Source organism: Candidatus Allofournierella excrementigallinarum, assembly GCF_944388085.1.
Taxonomy (GTDB): Bacteria; Bacillota; Clostridia; order Oscillospirales; family Ruminococcaceae; genus Allofournierella_A; species Allofournierella_A excrementigallinarum.
The window spans coordinates 1-24,060 of record NZ_CALXHK010000037.1 but is presented as its reverse complement, the minus strand read 5'-3'; the positions used below and the strand labels follow the sequence as shown (position 1 = coordinate 24,060).

General features: G+C 61.3%; 21 protein-coding genes. 12 read left to right on the top strand and 9 right to left on the bottom strand.

The window, feature by feature from the left end:
* The 10 genes from ACH2AT_RS08015 to ACH2AT_RS07970 form a co-directional block, all read left to right on the top strand.
* Nucleotides 1-688: substrate-binding domain-containing protein (locus ACH2AT_RS08015; RefSeq protein ID WP_394965027.1), on the top strand; the 688-nt coding region annotated here is incomplete at its 5' end.
* 125 nt (nt 689-813) lie between these two features.
* Nucleotides 814-2,313 carry a sugar ABC transporter ATP-binding protein gene (locus tag ACH2AT_RS08010; protein ID WP_394965025.1) on the top strand — a complete coding sequence of 500 codons (1,500 nt, stop codon included), beginning with the start codon at nt 814-816 and terminating at the stop codon, nt 2,311-2,313.
* 18 nt (nt 2,314-2,331) lie between these two features.
* The gene (locus tag ACH2AT_RS08005; protein WP_394965023.1) at nt 2,332-3,396 is read left to right on the top strand and encodes a galactose/methyl galactoside ABC transporter permease MglC; all 1,065 of its coding nucleotides are present in this window, start codon (nt 2,332-2,334) and stop codon (nt 3,394-3,396) included.
* 102 nt (nt 3,397-3,498) lie between these two features.
* Nucleotides 3,499-5,103, top strand: coding sequence for a response regulator (locus ACH2AT_RS08000; RefSeq protein WP_394965021.1), 1,605 nt, complete (start codon nt 3,499-3,501; stop codon nt 5,101-5,103).
* Nucleotides 5,104-5,137: 34 nt separating this feature from the next.
* Nucleotides 5,138-6,955, top strand: a complete 1,818-nt coding sequence (locus tag ACH2AT_RS07995) for a histidine kinase (protein ID WP_394965019.1) — start codon at nt 5,138-5,140, stop codon at nt 6,953-6,955.
* Complete coding sequence (locus ACH2AT_RS07990; RefSeq protein ID WP_394965017.1) at nt 6,952-7,872, top strand: substrate-binding domain-containing protein; 921 nt, start codon at nt 6,952-6,954, stop codon at nt 7,870-7,872. Before ACH2AT_RS07995 ends, ACH2AT_RS07990 begins: the two co-directional genes overlap by 4 nt.
* Nucleotides 7,829-8,878, top strand: a complete 1,050-nt coding sequence (locus ACH2AT_RS07985; protein ID WP_394965016.1) for a galactose ABC transporter substrate-binding protein — start codon at nt 7,829-7,831, stop codon at nt 8,876-8,878. The genes ACH2AT_RS07990 and ACH2AT_RS07985 overlap by 44 nt, the downstream gene beginning before the upstream one ends.
* Nucleotides 8,879-9,034: 156 nt before the next feature.
* Entirely contained in the window at nt 9,035-10,366 is a 1,332-nt protein-coding gene (locus ACH2AT_RS07980) for a TrkH family potassium uptake protein (RefSeq protein WP_394965014.1), read from the top strand.
* Nucleotides 10,367-10,380: 14 nt separating this feature from the next.
* On the top strand, nt 10,381-11,028 hold the full coding sequence (locus ACH2AT_RS07975; RefSeq protein WP_394965012.1) for a potassium channel family protein: 648 nt from the start codon (nt 10,381-10,383) through the stop codon (nt 11,026-11,028).
* Between the two features lie 136 nt (nt 11,029-11,164).
* A complete protein-coding gene (locus ACH2AT_RS07970; protein ID WP_394965010.1) occupies nt 11,165-11,317 on the top strand; it encodes a hypothetical protein in 153 nt (50 codons plus the stop codon).
* A gap of 262 nt (nt 11,318-11,579) precedes the next feature.
* Here ACH2AT_RS07970 and ACH2AT_RS07965 read toward each other — a convergent pair whose 3' ends face one another.
* From ACH2AT_RS07965 to ACH2AT_RS07940, 6 genes are all read right to left on the bottom strand, one after another.
* Entirely contained in the window at nt 11,580-12,569 is a 990-nt protein-coding gene (locus ACH2AT_RS07965; RefSeq protein ID WP_394965008.1) for a linear amide C-N hydrolase, read from the bottom strand.
* Nucleotides 12,570-12,731: 162 nt separating this feature from the next.
* On the bottom strand, nt 12,732-13,841 hold the full coding sequence (locus tag ACH2AT_RS07960) for an endonuclease/exonuclease/phosphatase family protein (RefSeq protein WP_394965006.1): 1,110 nt from the start codon (nt 13,839-13,841) through the stop codon (nt 12,732-12,734).
* 337 nt (nt 13,842-14,178) lie between these two features.
* Nucleotides 14,179-14,904: a histidine phosphatase family protein gene (locus ACH2AT_RS07955; protein ID WP_394965005.1), complete on the bottom strand. Its 726-nt coding sequence runs from the start codon at nt 14,902-14,904 to the stop codon at nt 14,179-14,181.
* Nucleotides 14,905-14,917: 13 nt separating this feature from the next.
* Nucleotides 14,918-15,337, bottom strand: coding sequence for a GtrA family protein (locus tag ACH2AT_RS07950; RefSeq protein ID WP_394965004.1), 420 nt, complete (start codon nt 15,335-15,337; stop codon nt 14,918-14,920).
* Between the two features lie 245 nt (nt 15,338-15,582).
* Nucleotides 15,583-16,944, bottom strand: a complete 1,362-nt coding sequence (locus tag ACH2AT_RS07945) for an MATE family efflux transporter (RefSeq protein WP_394965003.1) — start codon at nt 16,942-16,944, stop codon at nt 15,583-15,585.
* An 873-nt stretch (nt 16,945-17,817) separates the two neighbouring features.
* Nucleotides 17,818-19,299, bottom strand: a complete 1,482-nt coding sequence (locus tag ACH2AT_RS07940) for a sulfatase-like hydrolase/transferase (RefSeq protein WP_394965001.1) — start codon at nt 19,297-19,299, stop codon at nt 17,818-17,820.
* A 417-nt stretch (nt 19,300-19,716) separates the two neighbouring features.
* On the opposite strand from ACH2AT_RS07940, the gene ACH2AT_RS07935 reads away from it, so the two are divergent.
* Both ACH2AT_RS07935 and ACH2AT_RS07930 read left to right on the top strand, forming a co-directional pair.
* Nucleotides 19,717-20,292: an SbcC/MukB-like Walker B domain-containing protein gene (locus ACH2AT_RS07935; RefSeq protein ID WP_394964999.1), complete on the top strand. Its 576-nt coding sequence runs from the start codon at nt 19,717-19,719 to the stop codon at nt 20,290-20,292.
* Nucleotides 20,289-21,449 (top strand): Wadjet anti-phage system protein JetD domain-containing protein, encoded by a 1,161-nt coding sequence (locus tag ACH2AT_RS07930; protein WP_394964997.1) that lies wholly within the window; start codon nt 20,289-20,291, stop codon nt 21,447-21,449. The genes ACH2AT_RS07935 and ACH2AT_RS07930 overlap by 4 nt, the downstream gene beginning before the upstream one ends.
* On the opposite strand, the gene ACH2AT_RS07925 is transcribed toward ACH2AT_RS07930, so the two are convergent.
* Genes ACH2AT_RS07925 through ACH2AT_RS07915 form a run of 3 tightly spaced genes read right to left on the bottom strand, consistent with a single transcriptional unit; the run spans nt 21,367 to nt 23,518 of the window.
* Nucleotides 21,367-22,095 (bottom strand): DUF3226 domain-containing protein, encoded by a 729-nt coding sequence (locus ACH2AT_RS07925; protein ID WP_337575877.1) that lies wholly within the window; start codon nt 22,093-22,095, stop codon nt 21,367-21,369. The genes ACH2AT_RS07930 and ACH2AT_RS07925 overlap by 83 nt on opposite strands.
* Complete coding sequence (locus ACH2AT_RS07920) at nt 22,092-23,216, bottom strand: ATP/GTP-binding protein (protein WP_394964994.1); 1,125 nt, start codon at nt 23,214-23,216, stop codon at nt 22,092-22,094. The genes ACH2AT_RS07925 and ACH2AT_RS07920 overlap by 4 nt, the downstream gene beginning before the upstream one ends.
* Before the next feature lie 2 nt (nt 23,217-23,218).
* Nucleotides 23,219-23,518: a helix-turn-helix transcriptional regulator gene (locus ACH2AT_RS07915; RefSeq protein ID WP_337575875.1), complete on the bottom strand. Its 300-nt coding sequence runs from the start codon at nt 23,516-23,518 to the stop codon at nt 23,219-23,221.
* Nucleotides 23,519-24,060: the final 542 nt, after the last annotated feature.

The window sequence follows — 24,060 nt, the reverse complement described above, 5'->3', positions numbered from 1 at the left end:
CAAGTGCGCCTTCGTGGGCACCAACGCCCCCGACGCCGGCCATATGCAGGGCGAGATGATCGGCAACTACCTGCTGGCCAACTACGACACCGTTGACCTGAACGGCGACGGCACCATCTCCTACGTCATGTTCAAGGGCCAGGAGGGCAACGCCGAGGCCGAGGCCCGCACCCAGTACGCCGTTGAGGACGCCAACAAGCTGCTCACCGAGGCCGGCAAGCCCGAACTGAGCTACTACGACGCCAGCGCTTCCACCAAGTACCTGGTGGACACCGAGGGCAAGTGGTCCGCCAAGGCCGCCAACGACTACATGGTCGCTCTGCTGGGCTCCTACAATGAGGACAACGGCAACATGGTCGAGCTGATCATCTGCAACAACGACGGCATGGCCGAGGGCGCTATCTCCGCTCTGCAGAACGTGGGCTACAACAACGGCGAAGGCACCACCATCATCCCCGTGTTCGGCGTTGACGCCACCGACAGCGCCAAGGCGCTGATCAAGGCCGGCAACATGGCCGGTTCCATCAAGCAGGACGCCGTGGGCATGGCTTCCACCATCAACACCCTGGTCAAGAACGTCCAGGACAGCGCCGAGCTGATGGCCAATACCGACCAGTACGTCGTGGACGAAGGCGTGGCCAAGATCCGCGTTCCCTACGCGATGTACGACGCCACCAGCGAGGACTGATCTTTCATCCGCTGAATTGACCCATGGCCGGGCGGGGCTGCACTGGCAGCCCCGCCCGGCCTGACGTGGGATAACCGCCCCTTTTGCACAGGGCGGGCTTTCCCCGCCAAGAGAGGAGGAAGAATATGGAGCAGCCGGCACTGCTGGAGATGCGCGGCATCTGCAAAGAGTTCCCCGGCGTGAAGGCGCTGGACAACGTCAACCTCACCGTGCGGCCGGGCACCGTGCACGCTTTGATGGGCGAGAACGGCGCGGGCAAGTCCACCCTGATGAAGTGCCTGTTCGGCATCTATCACAAGGACGCGGGCACCATCACCCTGGACGGCAGGGAGGTCAACTTCCGCAGCTCCAAGGAAGCGCTGGAAAACGGCGTGGCCATGGTGCATCAGGAGCTGAACCAGGCTTTGACCCGCAGCGTGCAGGACAACCTCTGGCTCGGCCGCTACCCCAAGGTGGCGGGCATCATGGTGAGCGAGAGCCTGATGGCCAAGCGCACCAAGGAGATTTTCGACACGCTGGAAGTGAACGTGAACCCCAAGGCCATCATGTCCACCCTGCCCGTGAGCCAGCGGCAGATGGTGGAGATCGCCAAGGCGGTCTCTTACGATTCCAAGATCATCGTCTTCGACGAGCCCACCTCGTCCCTCACCGAGACCGAGGTGGAACACCTGTTCCGCATCATCAACATGCTGCGGGACAAGGGCTGCGGCATCATCTACATAAGCCACAAGATGGAGGAGATCCTGCGCATCAGCGACGAGGTGACCATCATGCGCGACGGCACCTGGGTGGCCACCCGCCCGGCCAAAGAGCTGACGATGGACGAGATCATCCGCCTGATGGTGGGCCGCGAGCTCACCAACCGCTTCCCGCCCAAGGAGAACACCCCCGGCGAGGTCATCCTGGACGTTGCGCACATCGCGGGCAAATACACCCGTCTGAAGGACGCCACCTTCCAGCTGCGCAAGGGCGAGATCCTGGGCATCGCGGGCCTGGACGGCTCGGGCCGCACCGAGGTGCTGGAAAACCTCTTCGGCGCCATGACCCGCCAGGGGGGCACCATCACCCTCCACGGCAAGGAGATCCGCAACCGCACCCCGGGCGAATCCATCAAGAACGGCTTCGCCCTGCTCACCGAGGAGCGCCGGGCCACCGGCATCTTCGGCATCCGCGACATCAAGGAAAACACCGTTATCTCCAGCCTGAAGGACTATCTGCTGGGCGGCATCTGCCTGAGCGACAAGAAGATGCGCGACGACACCGACTGGTCCATCCAGGCCATGCACATCAAGACCCCCAGCCAGCGCACCCAGATCCGCTCGCTCTCCGGCGGCAACCAGCAGAAGGTCATCATCGGCCGCTGGCTGCTCACCAAGCCGGAGATCCTCCTGCTGGACGAGCCCACCCGCGGCATCGACGTGGGCGCGAAGTACGAGATCTACCAGCTCATCATCGACCTTGCCAAAGAGGGCAAGGGCGTCATCATGGTCTCCTCCGAGATGCCCGAGCTGCTGGGCGTGTGTGACCGCATCCTGGTCATGTCCGGCGGCCAGGTGGCCGGCGAGGTGGACGCGGCAAACACCAGCCAGGAGGAGATCCTCACGCTGGCGGCAAAGTATGTGTAAACGAGGAGGAATCGACTGATGAACAACAATTCCACCGCCCTCGCCGAAAAGGTGAAGGGTCTGGACGCGAAAAAGATCGGCAACGCGCTGCTGAACAACGCCCTCATCATCATCATGCTGGCGGTGGCGGTGTATGTGGCGGTGACCGAACCGTCCTTCCTGGCCCCCCGCTCCCTGGTCAACCTGCTGAGCCTCACCGCCGCCTACCTGCCGGTGGCGCTGGGCATCGCCGGCTGCATCGTGCTCACCGGCACCGACCTGTCCGCCGGCCGCGCCGTGGGCATCACCGCCTGCGTGGCCGCCAGCCTCCTGCAGGCGGCGGACGCCCCCAACAAGATGTGGCCCGCCATCGGCACCCTGCCGGTGCCCGTGGTCATCCTGATCGTGGTGGCCCTGGGCGCCGCCATCGGCGCCTTCAACGGCTTCTTCGTGGCCAAGTTCAAGCTGCACCCCTTCATCGTGACCCTGGCCACCCAGCTCATCCTCTACACCATGCTGCTGCTCTACGTCAAGATGGGCAACAACAACGGCATGGCCATCTCCGGCCTGGACGAGGGCTACCGTAACTTCGTGGTGGGCAACCCGCCCCTTCTGAACTTTGCCGGCGGCGCCATCCAGATCCCCAACTACGTCATCTACGCCATTTTGCTGAGCGTTCTGATGTGGTTCATCTGGAACAAGACCACCTTCGGCAAGAACATGTTCGCCCTGGGCGCCAACGAAGAGGCCGCCCGCGTTTCCGGCGTGAACGTGTTCATGACCACCATCATGGTGTTCGCCCTGGCGGGCGCGATGTACGGCTGGGCCGGCTTCGTTGAGTCCGCCCGCGTGGCCTCCAACACCGCCAACACCGGCGTGAACTACGAACTGGACGCCATCGCCGCCTGCGTCATCGGCGGCGTGTCCTTCGTGGGCGGCATCGGCAAGGTCAGCGGCATCATCATCGGCGTCATCATGCTGCGCCTGATCTTCGTGGCCCTGCCCCTGGTGGGCATGGACCAGAACCTCCAGTACGCCATCAAGGGCGGCATCATCCTGTTCGCCTGCGCGCTGGATATGCGCAAGTACCTGGTCAAGAAATAAGCCTTTTCCAAAACGCCGCGGGCGCCCTGCAAGGGGCGCCCTTTTTGCGGTTTTCAAGGCCGGGCGGGTATGGTATACTGAGAGCGGAAGGGAGGGCGGAAGATGGAACTGTATCGGGTCCTTTTGGCGGACGACGAGGCGGAGATCCGCCAGGGCATCAGCCGCAAGATCGACTGGGCCGCGCAGGGCTTTGAGCTGGCGGGCGAGGCGGAAAACGGCGCCGAGGCGCTGGAGCTGGCGGAGCAGATCCGCCCGGACGTGGTGCTCACCGACATCAAGATGCCCTTCATGGACGGGCTGGAGCTCTGCCGCAGGCTGCGGCGGGAACTGCCCGCGGCCAAACTCGTGGTGTTTTCCGGCTTCGACGACTTTGAGTACGCCCGCCAGGCGGTGAGCATGGGCGTCTCGGAATACATCATGAAGCCGGTGAACGCCCGGGAGCTGGAGAACGTGCTGGCGGGCCTGCGCACCCAGCTGGAGGCCCAGCGCCAGCAGCGGCGGGACATGGAGGCTTTGCGCCGCCGCTACGAGGAGAGCCTGCCGGTGCTGCGGGAGCTGTTCTTCGCCCGCCTGCTGGACGGGCGCATCCCCCCGGACCAGCTCGCCGAGCGGGCCGCCCGCTACGAACTGGAACTGCCCGCCGGCCCCTGGGCCGCGGCGCTGGTGCAGATGGACCTGCCGGCGGCGGGCCAGAGCGCCGAGCGGGACGAGCTGCTGCTTTTGTCGGTGCGCTCCTTTCTGGAAGAGCGGTTCGAGCTGCCCGGCTGCTGGCTGCGCGCCCTGCTTTATAATGACGCGGTGGCCCTGCTGGCCGGCCTTGAAAACGCGGACCAGCTCTATCCGCTGATGGCGGAGCTGGAGCGCCTGTGCGCGCTGGCCCCCAGCTGTCTGGGCCTCGGCCTCACGGTGGGCCTGGGCCAGCTGTGCGGCGCGGCGGGGCAGGTGCACCAGTCGATGGAAGGGGCTATCACGGCCCTGGACTACCGCCTGCTGATGGGCGGGGGCCGGGTGCTCTACATCGGGGACCTGGAGCCGGACGCCAGCCTGCGCCTCTCGCTGGACGACGAGGACCAGCGCGCTTTGGCCACGGCGGTGAAGCTGGGCACCGAGGAGCAGCTGGACGCGACCCTCCGCGCCCTTCTGGACCGGGTGCGGGCCAGCCGCCTGCCGCCCGCCCAGTGCCAGCTGTATGTGCTGGAGATCGTCACCTGCCTGGTGCGCCTTGCCCGGTCGGGCGGCGTGGAGGTGGAGGACGTGTTCGGGCCGGGCTTCGCGGGCGCGGTGCCCGCGGCCCAGTTCGCCAGCCTGGACCGGCTGGGGGAGTGGCTCACCGAGCGCTGCCGCCGCCTGCGGGAGCTGCTGGGCCGCCGCCGCACCGACAGCGCCGGCCGCACGGTGGACGAGGCCAAAGCCTACATCGCCGCCCACTTTGCCGACAGCGGCCTGGGGGTGGAGGCGGTGTGCGAGCACCTGCACCTTTCGCCCACCTATTTTTCCACCCTGTTCAAGCGGGAGACCGGCCAGAGCTTCACCGCCTGCGTCACCGAGCGGCGGATGAACGAGGCGGCGCGCCTTTTGCGGGAGACCGAGGAAAAGACCTACCTCATCGCCCAGCGCACCGGCTACGCCGACCCCAACTATTTCAGCTATGTGTTCAAGCGCCACTTCGGCGTGACCCCCTCGAAGTACCGGGCGGGCCAGGCCTGAAGACGGCGGTGTTCGGCAAGGGAGGGAGCCTCGCGTGAAAAAACTCTTTGCCCGGGCGGCGGCGTCCCTCTCGGGGCGCTACCGCACCATGAGCATCCAGATGGTCATCTCCCTGTCCTTCACCGCGGCCGCGGTGGCGGGCATGGTGCTCATGGGCCTGAGCCTCGTCTGGCGCTACTCCGCGGGCACCGAGCAGCTGGTGCGGGAGAACACCGAGCGGGTGCTGGCCCAGGTGAACATGAACATGGACAGCTACCTGCGCCGGATGATGCGGGTGAGCGACACCATGTATTACCGCATCATCAAAAACGCCGACCTGGCCACCCAGAGCCTGGAGCCGGGCATGGAGCTGCTGTATGAGGAGAACCGGGACGAGCTGGTCTCCATCGCCGTGTTCGACAGCAGGGGCGCGCTGGTGGCGGGCACCCCCCTCACCGCCCTGAAGGAGGGGGCGGACCCCGCCTCCTCCGGCTGGTATCAGGCGGCGCTGGACAAGATGGAGAACCTGCATTTTTCCACCCCCCACATCCAGCGCCTCTTCGCCGACCCGGATGAGAACTTCCGCTGGGTGGTGTCGCTGAGCCGGTATGTGCAACTGACCCGGGAGGGCAGCACCTACAGCGGCGTGCTGCTGGTGGACATGGGCTTTTCCGGCATCGAGCAGGTCTGCCGGGACGTGGAGCTGGCGGGCGGCGGCTACATCTACCTCACCGACGCGTCCGGCGAACTCATCTACCACCCCCGCCAGCAGCTCATCTACGCGGGGCTGGACACCGAGAACAACCTGGCCGACGCGGCCCTTCCCGACGGCGCCCATACCGAGACCTTCCAGGGGGAAAGAAGGCTGGTCACCGTCAAGACCGTGGGCTACACCGGCTGGAAGCTGGTGGGCGTGGTGCCCCGCGCCGGCGCGGGGGACGACGGGGGCTACATCTTCCTGTTCGGCCTTTCCATGCTGCTGTTCTCGGCCTTTTTGATGGCCTTTCTGAACTTCCGCATCTCGGCGCGCATCTCCGACCCCATCCGCCGGCTGGAGCAGTCGGTGAAGGAGCTGGAGGCCGGGGCCCGGGAGGTGGCCATCAAAGAGGACGGCTGCTACGAAGTGCGGCGGCTGGCCCACTCCATCGCGTCGATGGTGTCCACCATGCGCCATTTGATGGACGACATCATCCTGCAGGAAAAGCGCAAGCGCCGCAGCGAGCTGGAAGTGCTGCAAAGCCAGATCAACCCCCACTTTTTGTATAACACCCTGGACTCGGTGATCTGGATGACCGAGGCCGGCCGCTACGACGAGGCCATCCAGATGGTCACCTCGCTGGCGCGGCTGTTCCGCATCGCCCTCAGCCGCGGGCGCAGCTTCATCCCCCTGGCGGACGAACTGGAGCACGCGCGCCACTACATGACCATCCAGCAGATCCGCTATCAGGACAGGTTCACCGCCTCGGTGCGCGCCGAAGAAGGCACCGAGGGCCTTTACACCCTCAAACTCATCGTGCAGCCCCTGCTGGAGAACGCCATCTACCACGGCATGGCCGGCTGCGAGGAGGACGGGCGCATCACCGTTGCCGCAAAGCGGGAGGGCGGCGACCTGGTCATCGACGTGAGCGACAACGGGGTGGGCATGCCCCCCGAAGTGGTGGAGCGCCTGCTGGACGAGAGCCGGCCCCAGACCCGGTCCAGCGGGTCGGGCATCGGGGTGCGCAACGTCCACCGGCGCATCCGCCTCACCTTCGGCGAGGGCTACGGCCTTGAGGTGTTCAGCGAGCCGGACGAGGGCACCACCGTGCGCATCCGGCTGCCCGCCCTCACCGCCGAGGAGGCCGCGCGGCTGCAACGGGAGGAAGAGCCATGAACAAACAAAGGACCAACGCGCTGTGGCAGCTGCTGGTGCTGGTGGCGCTGGCGGCGGCGGTGGCGCTCACCCTGGCCTGGCCCCAGCTGCCCTTCGCCCGGCGGGAGGCCGAGCCGGTGGAGGTGTCGGTCATCCTGCGCAGCGCCGACGGCTCCGCCTGGGCCAACGCGCGCTTAGGCATGGAGCAGGCGGCGGGCCAGCTGCGGGCGGAGGTGCGCATCGTGGCCCTCACGGCGGACAACGACGCCGCCGAACAGGCGGGCCTGATGCAGTATGAGGCCCAGCGGGGGGCGGACGTGCTGGTGGTCATCCCGGCGGGCGAGCTGCCCGCCGGGCCCGGCACGCCGGTCATCACGCTGGAATCCGCCGGCGGGGCGGCCTCCGTCTGCCCCGACAACGAGGCCCTGGGCCGGGCGCTGGCCGAAGCGGCCCTGGCGGACGCCCCGGCGGGGCCGGTGCTGCTGGTGGACAGCGTCCCCGGCTCGGCGGGGGTGAGCGCCCGCCTTGCCGCCGCCAAAGCGGCGCTGGAGGAGGCGGGCGCCCGGGTAGACGAGGCCGCCCCCCGGGGGCAGGCCGCGCTGGAAACGGTTTTGGCCGAAACCGGCGCGGCGGCGGTGCTGCTGTTCGAGCCGGCGGCCACCGAGGCGGCGGCCGCCGCAAAGGACAAGCTGGGCCTGGCCCCCGCCCTCTACGGCGCGGGCTCCACCGGGCCCATCGCCGCGGCGCTGGAGAGGGGGACCCTTTCCGCCAGCGCGGTGTGGAGCGATTTTGCCGCCGGGTATCTGGCGGTGGAGGGGGCGGTGCGCATCGCCCGGGGCGAAAGCTGGCAGCCCCAGACCCTGGACTTTTCCATCCTGCGGGGGGAGGACATCTATGAACCGGACAATCAAAAGCTGCTGTTCCCGGTGGCGTCGTAAGGCGGCGGGGGTCTTCTGCGCGGCGCTGGCCGCGCTGGCCGCCGGCTGCGGCGCGGCGGAAACGGAGCCCCCGGTGCTGCGGGTGGGGGTGGCCCTTTATACCCAGGACGACACCTTCGTCTCCACCATCGCCGCCGAGCTGGAGCGGATGGCCCGGGAGGAGGAGCAGGAGAGGGGGATGCGCATCAACCTCTCGGTGGTGGACGGGCGCTCGAACCAGACCACCCAGCTGGAACAGGTCGACAGCCTCATCGGCCGCGGGTGCGACGCGCTGTGCGTCAACATCGTGGACCGCACCGCCGCCGTGCTCATCGACAAGGCCCGGAAGGCGGACGTGCCCCTCATCTTCTTCAACCGACAGCCGGTGGCGGAGGACATGCTGCGCTGGGAACACGCCTATTATGTGGGCGCCAAGGCGGTGGAAGGGGGCGTTTTGCAGGGGCGGCTGGTGCTGGAAGCCTGGCAGGCCGGCCCCGCCCTGGACCGCAACGGCGACGGGGTGCTGCAGTATGTGATGCTGGAGGGCGAGCCCGGCCATCAGGACGCGATGCTGCGCACCGAGTACGCCGTCAAGACCCTCACCGACGCGGGGGTGGCGGTGGAAAAGCTGGCCAGCGACACCGCCAACTGGAAGCGGGGCCAGGCCATGGCCAAGGCCCGGCAGTGGCTGGAGGAAGGGATGGGGGACGCCATCGAGGTGGTGTTCGCCAACAACGACGACATGGCCCTCGGGGCCATCGACGCCTTCAAGCAGGCGGAGGAGGACCTGCCGCTGGTGGTGGGGGTGGACGCCACCGCCCCCGCCCTGGAGGCGGTGGCGGCGGGGGAGCTTTACGGCACCGTGCGCAACGACGGCGCGGGCATCGCCCGGGCCATGCTGGACCTGGTGCTGGCGCTGGCCGACGGCTCCGACCCCGCCGGGGCGGTGGAGCTGGAGGACGGCCACTATGTCTGGCTGCCCTACCGGGCCGTCACCGCCCGCGACCTGGAGGAAAAAACCCCCTGAAACCGGGGCGGCGCGCTGCGCCGCTCCGCCCTTTTGCCCGCGGGAAAAATTTTACGAAAAATGCTCTTCACAACCGGCATCGAATGGGGTATACTGTGGGATAATGACCCAAAGCCGGGGCCCCTCAGGCCCGGCAAAAAAACGGAGGCTTTTAAAATGGACATTGCGCCGTTGCGGCGTCTGACGAGTTTTCAGATCATCATCCTTCTGTTCGCTGCGGTCATTCTGGCGGGGGCGCTGCTGCTGATGCTGCCCTTTGCTTCCCAGAGCGGCCGCGTCACTCCCTTTGACGAGACGCTCTTCACCGCCACCTCGGCGGTCTGCGTCACCGGCCTCGTGGTGCAGGACACCGCCACCTACTGGTCGTATTTCGGCCAGGCGGTCATCCTGCTGCTCATCCAGATCGGCGGCCTGGGGGTGGTCACGGTGGCCTCGGCCATCGCCCTGGTGGCCGGGCGGCGCATCTCGCTGATGCAGCGGGGCACCATGCAGGAGGCCATCTCCGCCCCCAAGGTGGGCGGCATCGTGCGGCTCACCGGCTTCATCCTGCGGGCGGTGTTCCTGGTCGAGGGCATCGGCGCAGCCTGCCTTGCGCCGGTGTTCGTGCGGGATTTCGGCCTCAGAGGCGTCTGGATGGCGGTGTTCCATTCCATCTCCGCCTTCTGCAACGCGGGCTTCGACCTGATGGGCGCGCCGGGCGCGGAATACGCCTCCCTCACCGCCTACCGGGCCGACCCGGTGGTGAACCTGGTCATCATGGGCCTCATCGTGGTGGGCGGCATCGGCTTCCTCACCTGGGACGACATCCGCACCAACGGATTCCGCCTGCACCACTACCGCATGCAGAGCAAGGTCATCCTGGTCACCACGGCGGTGCTCATCGTGGCGCCGGCGGCGTGGTTCTTCTTCGACGAGTTCTCCGCCCTGCCCCTGGGCGAGCGGGTGTGGATGAGCCTGTTCCAGTCCGTCACCCCCCGCACCGCCGGCTTCAACACCGCCGACCTCACCTCTCTGAGCGGCCTTGCCCTGGCGGTGACCATCGTGCTCATGCTCATCGGCGGCTCGCCGGGGTCCACCGCCGGCGGCATGAAGACCACCACCGTGGCGGTGCTCTTCGCCAACGCCATCGCCGTGTTCCGGCGGCGGGAGGAAGGCCGCTTCTTCGGCCGGCGCATCAGCGTCAAGGCCGCCTGCGACGCGGCGGCCATCCTGCTGCTCTATCTCACCCTGTTTTTCTTCGGCGGCTTCATCATCAGCTCGGTGGAGGGGCTGCCTTTGGCCGACTGCCTGTTTGAGACCGCCTCGGCGGTGGGCACGGTGGGCCTCTCCCTGGGGCTGACCCCCAGCCTCGGCCTTGTTTCCCGGGGGGTGCTCATCTTCCTGATGTACATGGGCCGCGTGGGCGGCCTCACCCTCATCTACGCCGCGCTGGCGGGCGCTGCCAAGACTGGCAGCAAGCTCCCGCAGGAGCGCATCACCATCGGTTAAAGGAGGAGTTTTTTATGAAATCCTTTTTGCTCATCGGCCTGGGCCGCTTCGGCCGCCATCTGGCCATGCAGCTGAACGCCCAGGGCCATCAGGTCATGGCGGTGGACGACGACGAGGAGAAGGTGAACGCCGTGCTCAACGTGGTCACCAACGCCCAGATCGGCGACAGCACCAACGGCGAATTTTTGCAGGAGCTGGGCGTGGGCAACTATGATGTCTGCATCGTGGCCATCAGCGACAATTTCCAAAGCTCGCTGGAAACGACCTCGCTGCTCAAGGAGCTGGGGGCAAAGAAGGTGGTGTCCCGGGCCGAGCGGGACGTGCAGGCCAAGTTCCTTCTGCGCAACGGCGCGGACGAGGTGCTCTACCCCGAAAAGCAGCTGGCCAAGTGGGCGGCGGTGCGCTATGGCTCCGACCATCTTCTGGACTACATCGAGCTGGACGCCGACAACGCCATCGTGGAGGTGGAGGTGCCCGCCGAGTGGGCGGGCAAGACCGTCGGCGAGATCGACGTGCGCCGCATCCACAACATCAACCTGCTGGCGGTCAAGCGGGAGGGGGCCATCGACGCCCAGATCACCCCTTACACCGTGCTTCCCAAGGACGGCACCCTGCTGGCCCTGGGCGAATACCGGGCGCTGAAAAAGTGTTTCCGGACATAAGCGAGACGAGAACGGCCCTTCCCGGCGGGGAAGGGCCGTCTTTCGCCCCGGCGCTCGCAAACAGGACCCCCGGCGGATATACTGACACATTGCACGACAAACGGCCCCTGGGCCGCATTCGAAAGGGATCCCTTCCATGGCCGTTCTGACCGCGATCTATAACTTTTTGTGGGGCGACCTGCTTTCCATCCCGCCGCCCGGCGATCGCCGTGCTGTTCGCGGTTTCCGGCCTTGTGTGCTGGTGCGGCATCAGCCAGGTCATCGGCAACTCCATCTCGTCTTCCTTTGAGAACGCCTTTTCCATCCCGCCGCGGTGGTCCACCGTGGCGCTGGTGGCGGTGGCGGCGGTGCTGTGGCTGTTCAGCTTCTCCACCTTTTTGGGCGTCCTCTTCTACGCCCGCTCCAACGTGGCCTGCCTCTTCGGCGACAGCTGGCGCAGCCAGACGGCCTACAAGCTGCTGGCGCTGGCCATGCTTTTCGTGGGGGGCCTTGCTTTTTGCCGCAAAGCCCCGCCGGTGCGCGCCTTGCGGCCGGGGCCCCGGCCCTTCCCTTCAGGCCAGAGGCTGGAGCGCGGTAAAGGCGAAGGCGGGGGCCTCCTCGGGGTCCGCCGCCAGCAGCTTATCGCCCCGGCAGGCCTCTTCGGTCATGCGCACCGCGCTGATGCGGCTGGCGGCGGCGGCGCGCCAGTAGTAGACGCGTTCTTCGGCGTCGGCGCAGCTGGAATAGAGGGTCTCGTCCAGCGCGCCCTCCGGCGTGACGACGCTGCCCCGCACCATGGCCACCCCCTCAAGGACGTGGAAGAACTCCATCACCTGGCCGGGGCGGGAGGCGGGGAAGGCGGCGTTTTCTTTGAAGAACGCCGCCCGCACATAGCGGGAGGCGGGGGAGGCGTCCCCCGGCAGGCCGATGGCCCCCATGCCCTGGCCGAAGCAGGAAAGGGGCAGGCCCGGCGCGAAGCGGTTCTCCGGCTGGCGGGGGGAGAGGTTCATATAGTTCGCCAGATTGGTCTGGTGGAAGGGGAAGGGCGGGTTGTTGGTCAGCACCCCGGCCTTGTCCTCGTAGAGATGCAGGCCGCCGGCGGTGGACTCCAACACCAGCGCGCCGGTGGCGTCCGCCACGTGCCAGTGCAGCGGGGCCAGAGGCAGGCCGGGCGCAAAGGGGATGGCGCACACCTGCACCCCCTCCAGCAGGGCCCTGGCCTCGGCCAGGCTGGCGCAGCCGCCCAGCACCAGCCACAAAAGCTCGTGGGGCGCAAGGTGATCGGGGCCGGCCCCCTCGTCGGCAAAGTAGTGGGCGTTGCCCGGGAAATTCAGCCCGGCCATGTAAAGGCCCTTCTCATTCATGCCCTCGGCAAAAAGAGGCAGGCCGCCGGCCACGCTGGCCATGCCCACCACGGCGTAATGCTCCGTCAGGGCGGGGCGGTGGGCGAAGGGAAACGCAAGGGAACGGGGCGCGATGACCACCCGCTGCCCGAAGGATACCTCCAGGTCCAGGTTGCGCCCGAAAAGTTTCTGCTCAAAAAAAGCGATGCTGGTGCACATGACGGCTGCCTCCTTTTTGGTGTCTTGTCTTCAGTATACACCCCTTTTGGCCCCGGTCAAACGAAAGGGGCAAAAAAAGCGCGGCGAGAGCAAAACGCTCCGCCGCCGCCCCTGGATGGCATATCCGGGCCCGTGGCACGGTCCGTTTTTTGCTGCTTTCGCTCACGCCGCCAGGCGGAAGGTGAGGGCCACCGGGTTGTGGTCGCTGAAGGCGAACTGCGCGTCGATGTTCTCGGCGCGGGCGGCCACATTGTCCGACACGATGAAGCCGTCCACCACGGTGGTGTAGTTCACCCCCGGCTCGTAGGGGATGTCCGCCCCGCGGCAGGTGGCCACCTCAAAGCCGTTGTCCGCCGCCACGAAGGAGAAATGCTCCGGCAGGTCCGCGTCGGAGAGGGCCTGCACCCAGCCGGGGAACTGCTGCTGGCTGGGGAAGGCGTGCCCGGTGCCGTAGAGGGCGTGGTTGAAGTCGCCCCCCACGATGACGTAGTTGCCCTTTTCATACTCCTCCTCCATCACGCCGCACAGCATCTCCAGCTGCTGCGCGCGCACGGCGCCTCCCTCGTCGTAGGCGGACATGTGGCTGTGGATGAGGGCCAGCCGGCCCTCGGCGCCCTCCACCGGCAGGTAGAGCACGGTGAAGCAGCGGTCCAGGTCGGTAAACTTGACGAAGAAGCTCTCGTCCACCGGGTAGCTGCGGCGCACGCCCTCTTCGGCGGCGCAGCGGGTGAGGGTGAGCAGCCCGGCGTTCACCGCGCCGTGGTGGTCGGCGAGGGGATAGGCGAGATACCCGCTGTGGAAGTTCTGGCCCCAGATGGAGCCGTAGCCGGGAAAAGCGTCCAGCGCCATCTGCCGCTGGTCCACAAAATAACTGCGGTGAGAGTCGTAGTCCACCTCCTGCAACAGCAGCAGGTCGGCGTCCAGCCCTTCCAGCGCGTTCAGCGCGGCGGTGGTGTTGGCCAGCACGTCCTCGCGGCTTCGGGCCTTGCCGTAAAGGCCCCGGGTGGGGGTGCCGTCGGCCATCACGCCGGAGTCCATGAAGAAGGAGTAGCCCGGCCCGTAGGCCCCGAAGCCCAGGTTGCAGGTGACGGCGGTATATTCCCCGCCCGCCGCAAGCGTCTCGGCGGGGGCGCTGGCCACCTCCAGGGCAAGGCCGTCCTCGATGCGGTAATACTGCAGCTGCAGATAGGCCGCATACCCGGCAAAAAGCAGCGCCAGCGCGCTGAAAACAATGGCCAGCGCCAGGGCGGCGCGGCGAAGGGCTTTTTTCATCCTGACCTCTTTCCCGACAAAAAAAGAGCAGCACAAAACAGGGACTGTTTCGTGCTGCTCTCCGTCGCTTGAACACTGTTTTCTAAGCATACACGAAAACAGCGGCGGGGGCTATGCGCAAAAGCGATGAAGTTTTGGGCCCGGTCATGGGCGAGATGCACAAGGATGGGCCGTTTTGTACAAGCCCCATCTTGTGCTTTGCGGCAAAAAGACGATGCCGTTAAAAGGAAGCATGTTTATCAGGAGGCTTATCGGGCCTGCATGATCTCTTGACGCGCCGCCCCTGCAGGATGAAAAAGGAGCGCGCCCTCCCGGGGAAGCCCCTTTTCCGGTTTTGTCAGTGCCGCTGGCCGGCGAGGGAATACATCTCGCAGAACCGAGCGGAAAAGCTGGGCTCGCGCCCGCCGGCGTAAAGGTGGGAGGTGTCACCGAAGGCTCCCAGCCGGAAACAGGCCTCGCCTTCCCGGCGCTCTTCGGTGACGAGGGTGGTCACCGAGGAGGGCGCGGCGCAAAAGCCGTGCCACAGCACCATGGGCGAGAGGTTGAGCATCCGGCTCAGCAGCACGCACTCCACCCCGAAGTGGCAGAACAGCACCACCGTGTCGGTGTTGGGGCGTTCGGCGCGGTAGATCTCCCCCTCCCGGCAATAGCCGTGGGCCGCCAGCAGCTCGTCCAGGGAGCGCGTCACCCAGTGATACTGCTCCGCCACGCCCGCGGCCGCCATGGGTTCGGCCTCCAGCCAGGCGCTGCGGTCAAAAAAACGGGGCTCGGCGGTCCAGTCGGCGGGCAGCCAGTCCCAGGGGATGGACTGGCCTTCCGCGCCGGGCTTGTGGATGGGGGCGTCGAACTCCCGCAGCCAGGGGCACTCGGCGGCGGTGCGGCCCATCGCCTTCAGGGTGAGGCTGGCGGTGTCCTTCGCGCGGCCCAGGGGCGAGACGTAAAATGCCGCCACTTCCAGCCGGCTCAGCCGCCGGGCCAGCAGGGCGGCCTCCTCCCAGCCGGCGGGGGTGAGGGAGTCGATGGAATAGTCCGGGTCGGCGTGGCGCACGATGAGCAGTTTCATAAGGTCCCTCCATTCAGTAGACAAAGGCTTTTTGCAGCAGGTAGTTGACGAAAAAAAGCAGCACGTCGGCGGCCATTTTTGCGCCCAGCCGCGGCAGGGCGGGCACAAGGGCCGCGGCGGCGGCCACCAGCAGGGCGCTGCACAGCGTCTTGCCCACGGTGATGAGGGCGTAGAGGCCGGCGGCCCGCCCGCGGGCGGCATGGCTGTGGAACACGAGGACGTAGTTGATGATGTGGTTCACCAGGGCGGAGGCCGCCCGGGCGATGCAGGTGGCGGCAACGATGGCCGCGGCCTCGCCCGCCGCGTCCTCCAGCAGGCGGCAGAGCAGTTCGAAGGCGGCCAGGTCCACCCCGGCGGAAAACAGCGACGAGAGCGCGAACCGGACGAAACGCCCGCCCGCGGGCAGCCACTGGGCGGCTGCAACGATGCGCATCAGAAGGACTCCTTTCCAAACGCGGGAAGGCCGGCCCGCAAAGGGGACGGCTTTCTTTCACTATAGCACTTTAAAAACAAAAAATGCAAGGCGCGCCCCCCTCAGCGGATGGGCCGCCCGATGCCCGGCGCCGCCGCCCAGCAGGCGGAAAGATCCAGTTGGGCGCCGTCTTTCATAAAAGCCTCCTCGGACGAATGGGTCCTGCCTTTATCATAAGGCAGCCAGGGGGAAAGATCCAGAGCGGTTCAGTCCGCGGCCCCGGCGGCGCTGTCCCGCCGGCGCAGCAGCAGGAGATAGCCGGCGCACAGCGCCAGGCTGACCAGGGCCGTGGCGGGGATGGCCATGCTGATGGTGAGCATGCCCGCGCCCGGCAGGCGGCTGAGAAGGTAGGACAGGGGGATGCGCACCAGGAAGGCGGTGAACAGCCCCTGCGCCATCACAAAGGCGGTGTGTTCGCGGCCGTTGAAGTAACCCAGCATGCAGTAGACGAAGGCGTTGAGCAGGTGCTCCGCCGCGCTGCCCCGCATGTAGAGAGCGGCGGCTTCGATGACCGCCGCGTCGCGGCTGAACAGGGCGGCCAGCAGCCCGCCGCCCCAGAAGGTGAGGGTGAAGATGGCCGCCCCGAAGCACAGGGAGACCTTCTGGGCCGCGAACAGGGCCTGGCGGGCGCGCAGGGGCTGGCCCGCGCCCATGTTCTGGGCCACGAAGGTGGACAGGGCCGACATGAAGGAGATGGGCACGATGGACAGAAAGACGAACAGCTTTTCCGAGATGCCAACCCCGGCAGAGGCCACCAGGCCCAGGGAGTTGACGATGCTGGTAATGATCAAAAAGGAGATGGTGGTCAAAAAGTCCTGCAGGGCGATGGGGGCGCCCAGCCGCAGGATGCTGCCCACCGCCCGGGGCACGTCCCTGCGGCGGCCCCGCACCGGGAAGGGCAGGGGATGGCGGCGCATGTAGACCAGGGAGAACAGCACGCTGGAGCCTTGGGCGATGACAGTGGCCAGCGCCGCGCCGGAGGCGTTGAGATGAAAGACCCCCACAAACACCAGGTCCAGCGTCACGTTCACCAGGCAGGCGGTGAGCACGAACAGAAAGGGCGAGCGGGAGTTGCCCAGGCCCCGGAACACACCGCTGATGCCGTTGTAGGCGGCGATGAACGGAATGCCCCCCGAGCAGATGCGCACATAGCGCAGAGTCTCGGGCACCGCCTCGGCGGGCACGTTCATCCACTGCACGATGGCGGGGGCGAAGGCCAGCATCCCGGCGGTGAGCGCCGCCGCCAGCAGGGCGAACAGCCGCAGCTGGCCCGCCACCACCCGGCCCGCCGCGTCGGCATCGCCCGCGCCCGCCGCCTTGCCCACCAGCACGGTCACGCCCATGGTCAGGCCGGCGATCAGCACGGTGAGGGCCTGCATGATCTGGCTGCCGGTGGCCACGGCGGAGACGCTGGCGGTGGAGGAATACTGCCCCACCACCATCAGGTCCACACCGCCGTAGAAGGCCTGCAGCAGCTGGGAGAGCATCAGCGGAAAGGCGAACCACAGCAGCGGCGGCAGGATGGGCCCCGCCAGAAATCGGTTTTTGGTCAAGTCGTTGTTTGTCATCGCTTCCTCCTGCGCTGCAACAAAAAGCGCCAACAAGCATACACTTGTTGGCGATAATGTATCAAACGAAGCTCCTATTGGAACGGGACTATTATACCACCTTTTCCCCCGGCGCACAAGAGCAAAAAAGCGGGCGGGGCCCCGCAAAAATTTGCGAAGCAAAATTTTGTGGGGAAGAGGAGGAATGACGGAGCGGCATAAGAAAAGCCCAGCCTTTCGGCTGGGCTTTTTGAATGGAGCAAAGTCCATTCTGACGTGGTGCGCCCGACTGGATTCGAACCAGCGGCCTTCCGGGTCGGAGTTCCCAGACGGTCAACAGAAAATGGCGGTTTCAAGCCGTTTTTCGTCGGTTGTGCACAAATAAGAAAACTTATATTAAAAGCCCGCGAAGCCTTTTCAGAACTGGCTTCGCGGGCTTTTGCATGAGTAGTGGTCAAATGGTGGTCACATTTCACAGTACTGAAAAGGAACATGGCGGTTGTTGAGTTGAATCGTTGGCAGTACACATTATTGTTCAACTCAAACTCTGATAAAAGCTGCCCAAACAGATAAGCAGATTCGCCCTTGATTAGACAATCAATTACCCGGAAAATTTCATGGATGCCTATGATTTCACGAGTATCTTTGGAAAAGCTATTGATATAATCTGGCAAATTGGCTTCAATAGGGCGTAGATTCGTTTAAACAGAGGCTTCGCCTAAAAGATAGAGCGTTCCATTACCGCTGTATCCACAACGCTCGATGCCGGGAAGCAACGGTGATCCAACGGCTGTACTTAGCAGATTGACATGGGAGAGAAAGAATACACTATCCGGCACGGGTATTGGCAGACCTTGGCTATGCCTGGCCGGAAAATTTGCTGCGCTCTAGATACTAGAATTTTTTTCGGACAAGCTCCTCCGGTACAAGACCGGTGTTATAGTCCAGCTGAGACTTCTCATAGTCGGGCTCGCTGCGCTGACGGGTAAAGCCGGTATAGTCCCAGGTAGCGGCATTGGTATCGGTGTTCCAGGGCCGTCGTTCCCAGTAGTAGCCCCGCAAGGGATCCCGCACCTGGTTCATGTGTGCCAGCAGGCGAGCGAGCAACTCGTCCCTCACTGTCCGAAGCAGCGGGTCTTCCAGTCGGTTGTCCATCTCATAGGGATCGGTTTGCAGATCGTACAACTCATCCTCCGAGAGCAGATTTAGCACCAGTTTATAGCGCCCATCAAAAATGCATCGCATGGGCTGAAAGCCCCCAAAGCCATCATGGTCGGCCTCATAGCGACCGAATTCGATGAATACATCTCGAGAGGCGGGCTGTTCTCCCTTCAGCAGGGGGAGCAGACTTTCGCCCTGTAGCATCATAGGCTTTTCGCCACAATCGAAGAAATCCCAGAGGGTAGGAGCGATGTCAATGTGGGATACCGGCGTCTCTACCTCACCCTGTCCGAACCCCCACAGAAGAAAAGGCACATGACAGATTTCCTCGTAGGCTGCCGGCCCTTTGGCGTACAGGCAGTGGGACTGCAGCATATCCCCGTGATCGGTGGTGTAGAGAACCGCTGGCGGCTGCGGCTGCGCGTTGAGGGCGTCGATCACGCGACCAATCTCGTGGTCAACAAAGCTGTTGCAACCGAAGAGGGCCCAGGCATTCAGGCGCAGGGCCTCCCGATCCTGAAAACGCCGCGGCCCGGCCCACACTTGTTGGTGAGTAGGCTTGTTTTCAAGTGTATCGTATATGTTGGGCCGCTTGGGAAGCTCAAATTCCCGGTACATAGAAGCGTAGGGTTCTGGGCAGAGAGAAGGGTCATGGGGTTCGTCGAAGCTCACCACCAGGAAATAGTCCTCATCCGCGCGGTCACGAATGAAGTTGATAGCCCGGTCGGCACACCGATGGGCAAAGGTGAACTCCGCAGCAATGCCCTCTTGTTCCATAACGGTCGGCTGGCGTGACTTGCGGCGATCCTCCTCGGTGAGCTCCTCCAGATAGTTGCGCATATCGTACCAGACAGAGGCATCCCAGCCTTCAGGCGCAGTTCCAAGGCCAAAATAGTCGCCGCCGTCCAGGTGCCATTTACCGATGTAAGCAGTATGTATCCCCTTGTCAGACAAGCGACGGCCAATGGTCGGCACGTTTAACCCAGGGGCCACACTATTGGTGTATGACCCATTGATACAGGGGAACTGGCCAGTGAATATTGCGGATCGGGCAGGTCCGCACACCGGTTGTGCCGTGTAGGCCTTGTTGAACTTGATGCCGTCTGCAGCCAGAGCGTCCAAACAGGGGGTCTTAATCCCTTTATCCTCGTAGCAGCTCACCATGTCCAGCCGCTGAGTGTCGGTCATGATTAGCACAAATTGTTTCTTGTTCATTTGAGTTGCCTCCATTGTATTGCTTTGCCTGCCGGTACCGTGGGGCTTCATCACCCAGACAGTAGGCAGAATTCCAGCATATGTTCACCATCTACGGCTTATCCGCCAGAGCGGCCGAACATCGTTACACCAACCATTACGTTCCGCATGCGGCCGTATATCGACACCACTGTGCGAGCTGAGAGAGATAGTTTCTCCTGGTGTCAAGCTTCCGCCAGTTAATCGAGAGTGTGGGGGAAGGCCGAAATGGCAAAAACTATATATTTCACAGACAACTCCAGCCGGACAGCGAAACAGGGGTCTGACCAATGCAGCACTGCCCGCCTGTGTCCAGATGGCAGACGTAACCCTGAGATGCCGGGTATCCGACTGGGAAACTCACTATGATGCCCGAATGCCCATTGCAGCAGTCGGGATATGGCGCCAGAACTGATGGAAGGGGAAGGTGGCTTGTTTGCACTGCCTTTCCAGCAGGAATACGGAAAGCTCATTGAGACTATGTTTAGCCAGATTGCTATGTCAGATGACACCCAGGCGAACTCGAGGAAGCAAAGCGAACTCCTGCAAAACATCGAGCGATTCACCGATTTTCGCACGTATCTAAAATTTGACCTGGAAACCACAGACCAGAATGGGTCAAAACAACTGCTTTCTCAGACACTCAACACAAAATCCGGCGGTGAGACACAAACACCTTTCTACATTGCGGTACTGGCATCTTTCGCTCAACTGTATCAGGTCAATAATCCATCCATCCTGGCAAGCAATACTATGCGGTTGGTCGTTTTCGATGAGGCATTTAATAAAATGGATAGTGACCGCATTATAGAAAGTGTCCGTCTGTTGCGAAAGATGGGATTGCAGGCAATCATCTGTACACCACCGGATAAATTGCCTGATATTATGCCTCTGGCAGATCGCACACATTTGGTCATCAAAGAGAAGTATCAAATGCACACGAAAGCTTGGGGAAAGGAGATTTTGCCTGCGTGAAACAAGAAATCCTTCTGTCCCGCTTATTGGATAAGTACGAAGGGAGTAAACATCTAAGTCAACCAGGCACCTCTCGCCGCAGGGTAATGCTGCGAATTGAAAAGAATGAGTTCCCTGAGTATGTCTATGAAGATGCACAGATACGAGACGACTGGAACAATATTGTAAGAGACCTGGAGGAGCGAAGCATCGTCTCGACACAATGGGTTGCCGGGCGTCCTGTGTTGTCTTGTGTGGCGCTGAGCTTAGATCACCTTGCGGAGTGTTATGAACTCACAGGTAGAAAACACCCGAAAGAGCTTGCGGATACTGTGGCTAGAATGGTTACGACGCGACTTTCTTTGGTGGCTACCAACTGGATTCTGGCCTGGCGAGATGATGTTGCTTGCCAGGCACAAAAAACGCTTCGGGTGCCGCCTTACTGTAAAAAGGATTTATCTCTGTTAGATAAGTTGCTCAAGGCTTTTGGGATGTATGATTCTCTGCATGGTGAACCGATGACAATGCGGGCCTTTAGTAGCAAATGTTATCAAAACACCAAGACTTTTGAGAAAGAAGTGCGGGACCAATTTCTAAAGATTGCGTCAATATACAACGCGGAATTGAAGGAAGCCTGTGAGCAAAGTGAGATGGGCGAGCGAGAACGGTTGGCATATCTGGGAATCTATGTGCGCCCTGAACTTTATGAGCTTTCGGGACACTGTACCATCCAGACGATAAACGGAAATATATGTATAGATGCCGCGAGCCCTTACGGACTTGCACTGCCTAGTTCCGGAATTGATGCGATACGCTCTTTCGACTTGACAGGAGTTAAGAGGATCGTTTTTGTTGAGAATAAAACGAACTATGATGAATTTATCCTCTCTGAATTGAAGCCACAGGAAATTGCGGTCTATCATGGGGGCTACCTAAGCCCGCAGAAACGAAAGTTTTTCCAAAAAATAGCAGAAGCGATACATGATCAGATAGATGTCGTTTTTTGGGCAGATATCGATTTGGGCGGATTTCGGATGTTCGAACAGTTACAGGCGATCTTTCCATCATTGTTGCCTAGTATGAATTGTTTAGGCGTTAAATCAGAACCAGCTGAGAAAAGCAGTTTGCCAAAACTTGCGATTGTTCCCATTTCACAGAACGGATTTGTGTGTCAATAAAGCTGAATTCCTTCCCGGGTGATTGGATGGCCCAGGTAACACCCAAGCGAGCTTTCAGTTTCAGACGAGCATGTCCGATATAGCGGTCCGCATGAGGAGCAATTTCGGCTACAAACGCATTGCTTCGTGTTACAATTTCGCGGTCGTATGGATCTTCCGAGATGGCTTCTAACAACAAAGACTCTAAAGCGCCCTGTTGGTCGGTTGGGATAATTAGAAGTAGAAAAGATAAATTCTGTTGCTGTCCAAAGCTGTCTTGATATAGATTGCTGACCCAGCGGTTCTGTTCTACACGCGTGATAACTCGTTCAAAATGTCTATAAACTTCAGAAGTGACATCTTCCTCTTTACGGTCGTCGCGGTCTGTGACCAGAGCTACTTTGGAAAATGCGTGTGCATCGATAATCGCGGGCTCAATTTTATTTTTGAAAAAGCTGCCGAATTTATCTTTTCCGCCTACACCGCAAATTAAAAGACGATCTTCTTCACGCTGATACCAATATGCAGATTCGCCAGATATTTCGTCTGCGGAAATGCGCACCTCTTTTGGACCCTTCTTGCAAGGTGTCCAGTGATGAACACGATCTAAGTAGTAACTGAGCAAAATGGCGTCGGTTTTTCCCTCACATAAAATCAGCTTGTTCATAAGCGCACCTCAAAACCGAATTGCTCGCGATTCTGATATACATGATGCCCGGACAGAACGCGGGCATAGCTGCGGAATGAGTGTGCATCTTTTTTGAGAGTGACAACGTTGATGGGATCTTCCTCTACAGGTGTCTTATCATAATCCTCAATGGAAAGGAAGGCGTCAATTGCTTCAATGCTATGAGAAGTGATAAATACCTGCACGTTGAATTTGCGGCAAGCAGAGGCGATAAAGCGAAAGATCTCTTCAAAATAGCGAGAATGGATTGCGGTTTCCACTTCGTCGATCAGCAGGATGCCGTTTAACGCTTTCGCGATTCCGCTAGCAATAGATAATACTTTTTTGATGCCGTCGCCGTAGGTGGAGAGTGGCATAGTGCCTAAATCCTTGTGCTTGACACACTCAACAGGGCGGTTGGTAGTTTCGTTTTTCAGCAACAAAAGATCGGTGATTCCGGGATCAAAAAGCTGCAAAATACTTACGCACAGATTTTTATAAGATTCATTGGTCAATATACGGGAAAAAAGACTACCTCTTAGGTGATCAAATGGGGCTAGATAAATCATATTCAGAAATCGATCATTGGCAACGTCCCGACCGGATACTAAGGAATATTCGTGAAAGCTGATATTGCTTTGTTGTTGGCTGTCGCCGATACCTACTAGCAGTGTCCCTTGAAATGCCTGACACTCAGAGGGAAGAACATCTTTTGCTTTATACGAGTAGTAGCGAAGAAGCGATTTCTGCTCTTCTGAATCTAGCAGAATGGTTTGAAGTTTTCCTTGTAGCGAGTAAAAGACATCCATTCCCGCACAATGGGCGCGTAGTTCAATCATTCGCGTTTCTTCTTCGTTCAGAAAATCATGCGGGAATAGAGTGAGCAGACTTTCATAGGTAGAGGTCCCACTATACATGGTAAGGTTGTCGCGCAAGCGTGCGATACGTAAGGTGTTGGTGAAATCTCTAGGATTACGAAGCAGCAAAAGTGCTTCCAAAAAGCTGGTTTTGCCGCAGTTGTTGTCACCGGCAATCAAATTGATATGATTCAGATGGGAGATAGCTAGCTGATGAATTCCGCGGAATTGTTCGATTTGCAAACTTTCAATATGGATTGCCACAGTCACACCTCCAAATCTTCAAAACTGACGACTAGTCGTTTCCCGAGTGCATCCGCGATGCGCTTTAATGTAGATAAGCTGGGACGATAATTTCCATTTTCGATTTTGCTGATGTTAGCCTGCGATACGCCTGAGCGTTGCGCGAGCTGTTTTTGCGTAAGATTGGAAGCGTTGCGGGCATCTACCACGAGGTCGCGTACCTCTGCATCGATGTCATACGCTTCGACTTCGGAAGAATCCTCAACAGTTGGAAGATCAACTTTGTCGAGAGCTTGATCAAGAAATTTTTGAAAATCACTCATGGCACATCCCTCCAAGCCAATAATATGTTATATTCGATATAAAGTCAACGGGTAATATGGCGAAAAAAATATATTTCTCAGCTTTGAAAGTCGATGCAATCGGAATATTCAAAGTCGTCGCGTGAACAACCCTCGATGTGTGCTGCAGAAGCTGAGAACAAAAAGACAGAAATTGAGACTTCGTACAGTGTGTTGTTCACGCTATGCTCATAAGTAAACAGAATTTGTGTCTTAGTTGTGTTGAGCAGAGAGTTGAAAGGAGAATTGTGAATAGGCGCAGTTGCCGAATGAGCAAAGGTTGTAGATGGAAGCATGAATCAAAATTGGAAAGGGGCTGATACGTTGTTGCTTCAGTGACCAGCGTGTAACAAATGGTCAAAGCAACTCAGGACAAGAATGTGAAACCAGGTAGTATTGTCGCCGCAAGAACTCTAAAATCTAAAAAAATAGAAACAATAATCCATTTATTTTAATAGATGATAAAATGAAAAAACGGCTTTCATAAAGGAATTGACGAAAATATTATATGATGGTTAAGGAAA

Bases quoted from the DNA above. Each gene is read 5' to 3' on its own strand.
- ACH2AT_RS08000 (WP_394965021.1), top strand. From the start codon at position 3,499: ATGGAACTGTATCGGGTCCTTTTGGCGGACGACGAGGCGGAGATCCGC.
- ACH2AT_RS07980 (WP_394965014.1), top strand. From the start codon at position 9,035: ATGGACATTGCGCCGTTGCGGCGTCTGACGAGTTTTCAGATCATCATC.
- ACH2AT_RS07955 (WP_394965005.1), bottom strand. From the start codon at position 14,904: ATGAAACTGCTCATCGTGCGCCACGCCGACCCGGACTATTCCATCGAC.
- ACH2AT_RS07965 (WP_394965008.1), bottom strand. From the start codon at position 12,569: ATGTGCACCAGCATCGCTTTTTTTGAGCAGAAACTTTTCGGGCGCAAC.
- ACH2AT_RS07915 (WP_337575875.1), bottom strand. From the start codon at position 23,518: ATGAGTGATTTTCAAAAATTTCTTGATCAAGCTCTCGACAAAGTTGAT.
- ACH2AT_RS07950 (WP_394965004.1), bottom strand. From the start codon at position 15,337: ATGCGCATCGTTGCAGCCGCCCAGTGGCTGCCCGCGGGCGGGCGTTTC.
- ACH2AT_RS07925 (WP_337575877.1), bottom strand. From the start codon at position 22,095: ATGAACAAGCTGATTTTATGTGAGGGAAAAACCGACGCCATTTTGCTC.
- ACH2AT_RS07960 (WP_394965006.1), bottom strand. From the start codon at position 13,841: ATGAAAAAAGCCCTTCGCCGCGCCGCCCTGGCGCTGGCCATTGTTTTC.
- ACH2AT_RS07985 (WP_394965016.1), top strand. From the start codon at position 7,829: ATGAACCGGACAATCAAAAGCTGCTGTTCCCGGTGGCGTCGTAAGGCG.
- ACH2AT_RS07935 (WP_394964999.1), top strand. From the start codon at position 19,717: ATGGCGCCAGAACTGATGGAAGGGGAAGGTGGCTTGTTTGCACTGCCT.
- ACH2AT_RS07970 (WP_394965010.1), top strand. From the start codon at position 11,165: ATGGCCGTTCTGACCGCGATCTATAACTTTTTGTGGGGCGACCTGCTT.
- ACH2AT_RS07940 (WP_394965001.1), bottom strand. From the start codon at position 19,299: ATGAACAAGAAACAATTTGTGCTAATCATGACCGACACTCAGCGGCTG.
- ACH2AT_RS07990 (WP_394965017.1), top strand. From the start codon at position 6,952: ATGAACAAACAAAGGACCAACGCGCTGTGGCAGCTGCTGGTGCTGGTG.
- ACH2AT_RS07945 (WP_394965003.1), bottom strand. From the start codon at position 16,944: ATGACAAACAACGACTTGACCAAAAACCGATTTCTGGCGGGGCCCATC.
- ACH2AT_RS08005 (WP_394965023.1), top strand. From the start codon at position 2,332: ATGAACAACAATTCCACCGCCCTCGCCGAAAAGGTGAAGGGTCTGGAC.
- ACH2AT_RS07975 (WP_394965012.1), top strand. From the start codon at position 10,381: ATGAAATCCTTTTTGCTCATCGGCCTGGGCCGCTTCGGCCGCCATCTG.
- ACH2AT_RS08010 (WP_394965025.1), top strand. From the start codon at position 814: ATGGAGCAGCCGGCACTGCTGGAGATGCGCGGCATCTGCAAAGAGTTC.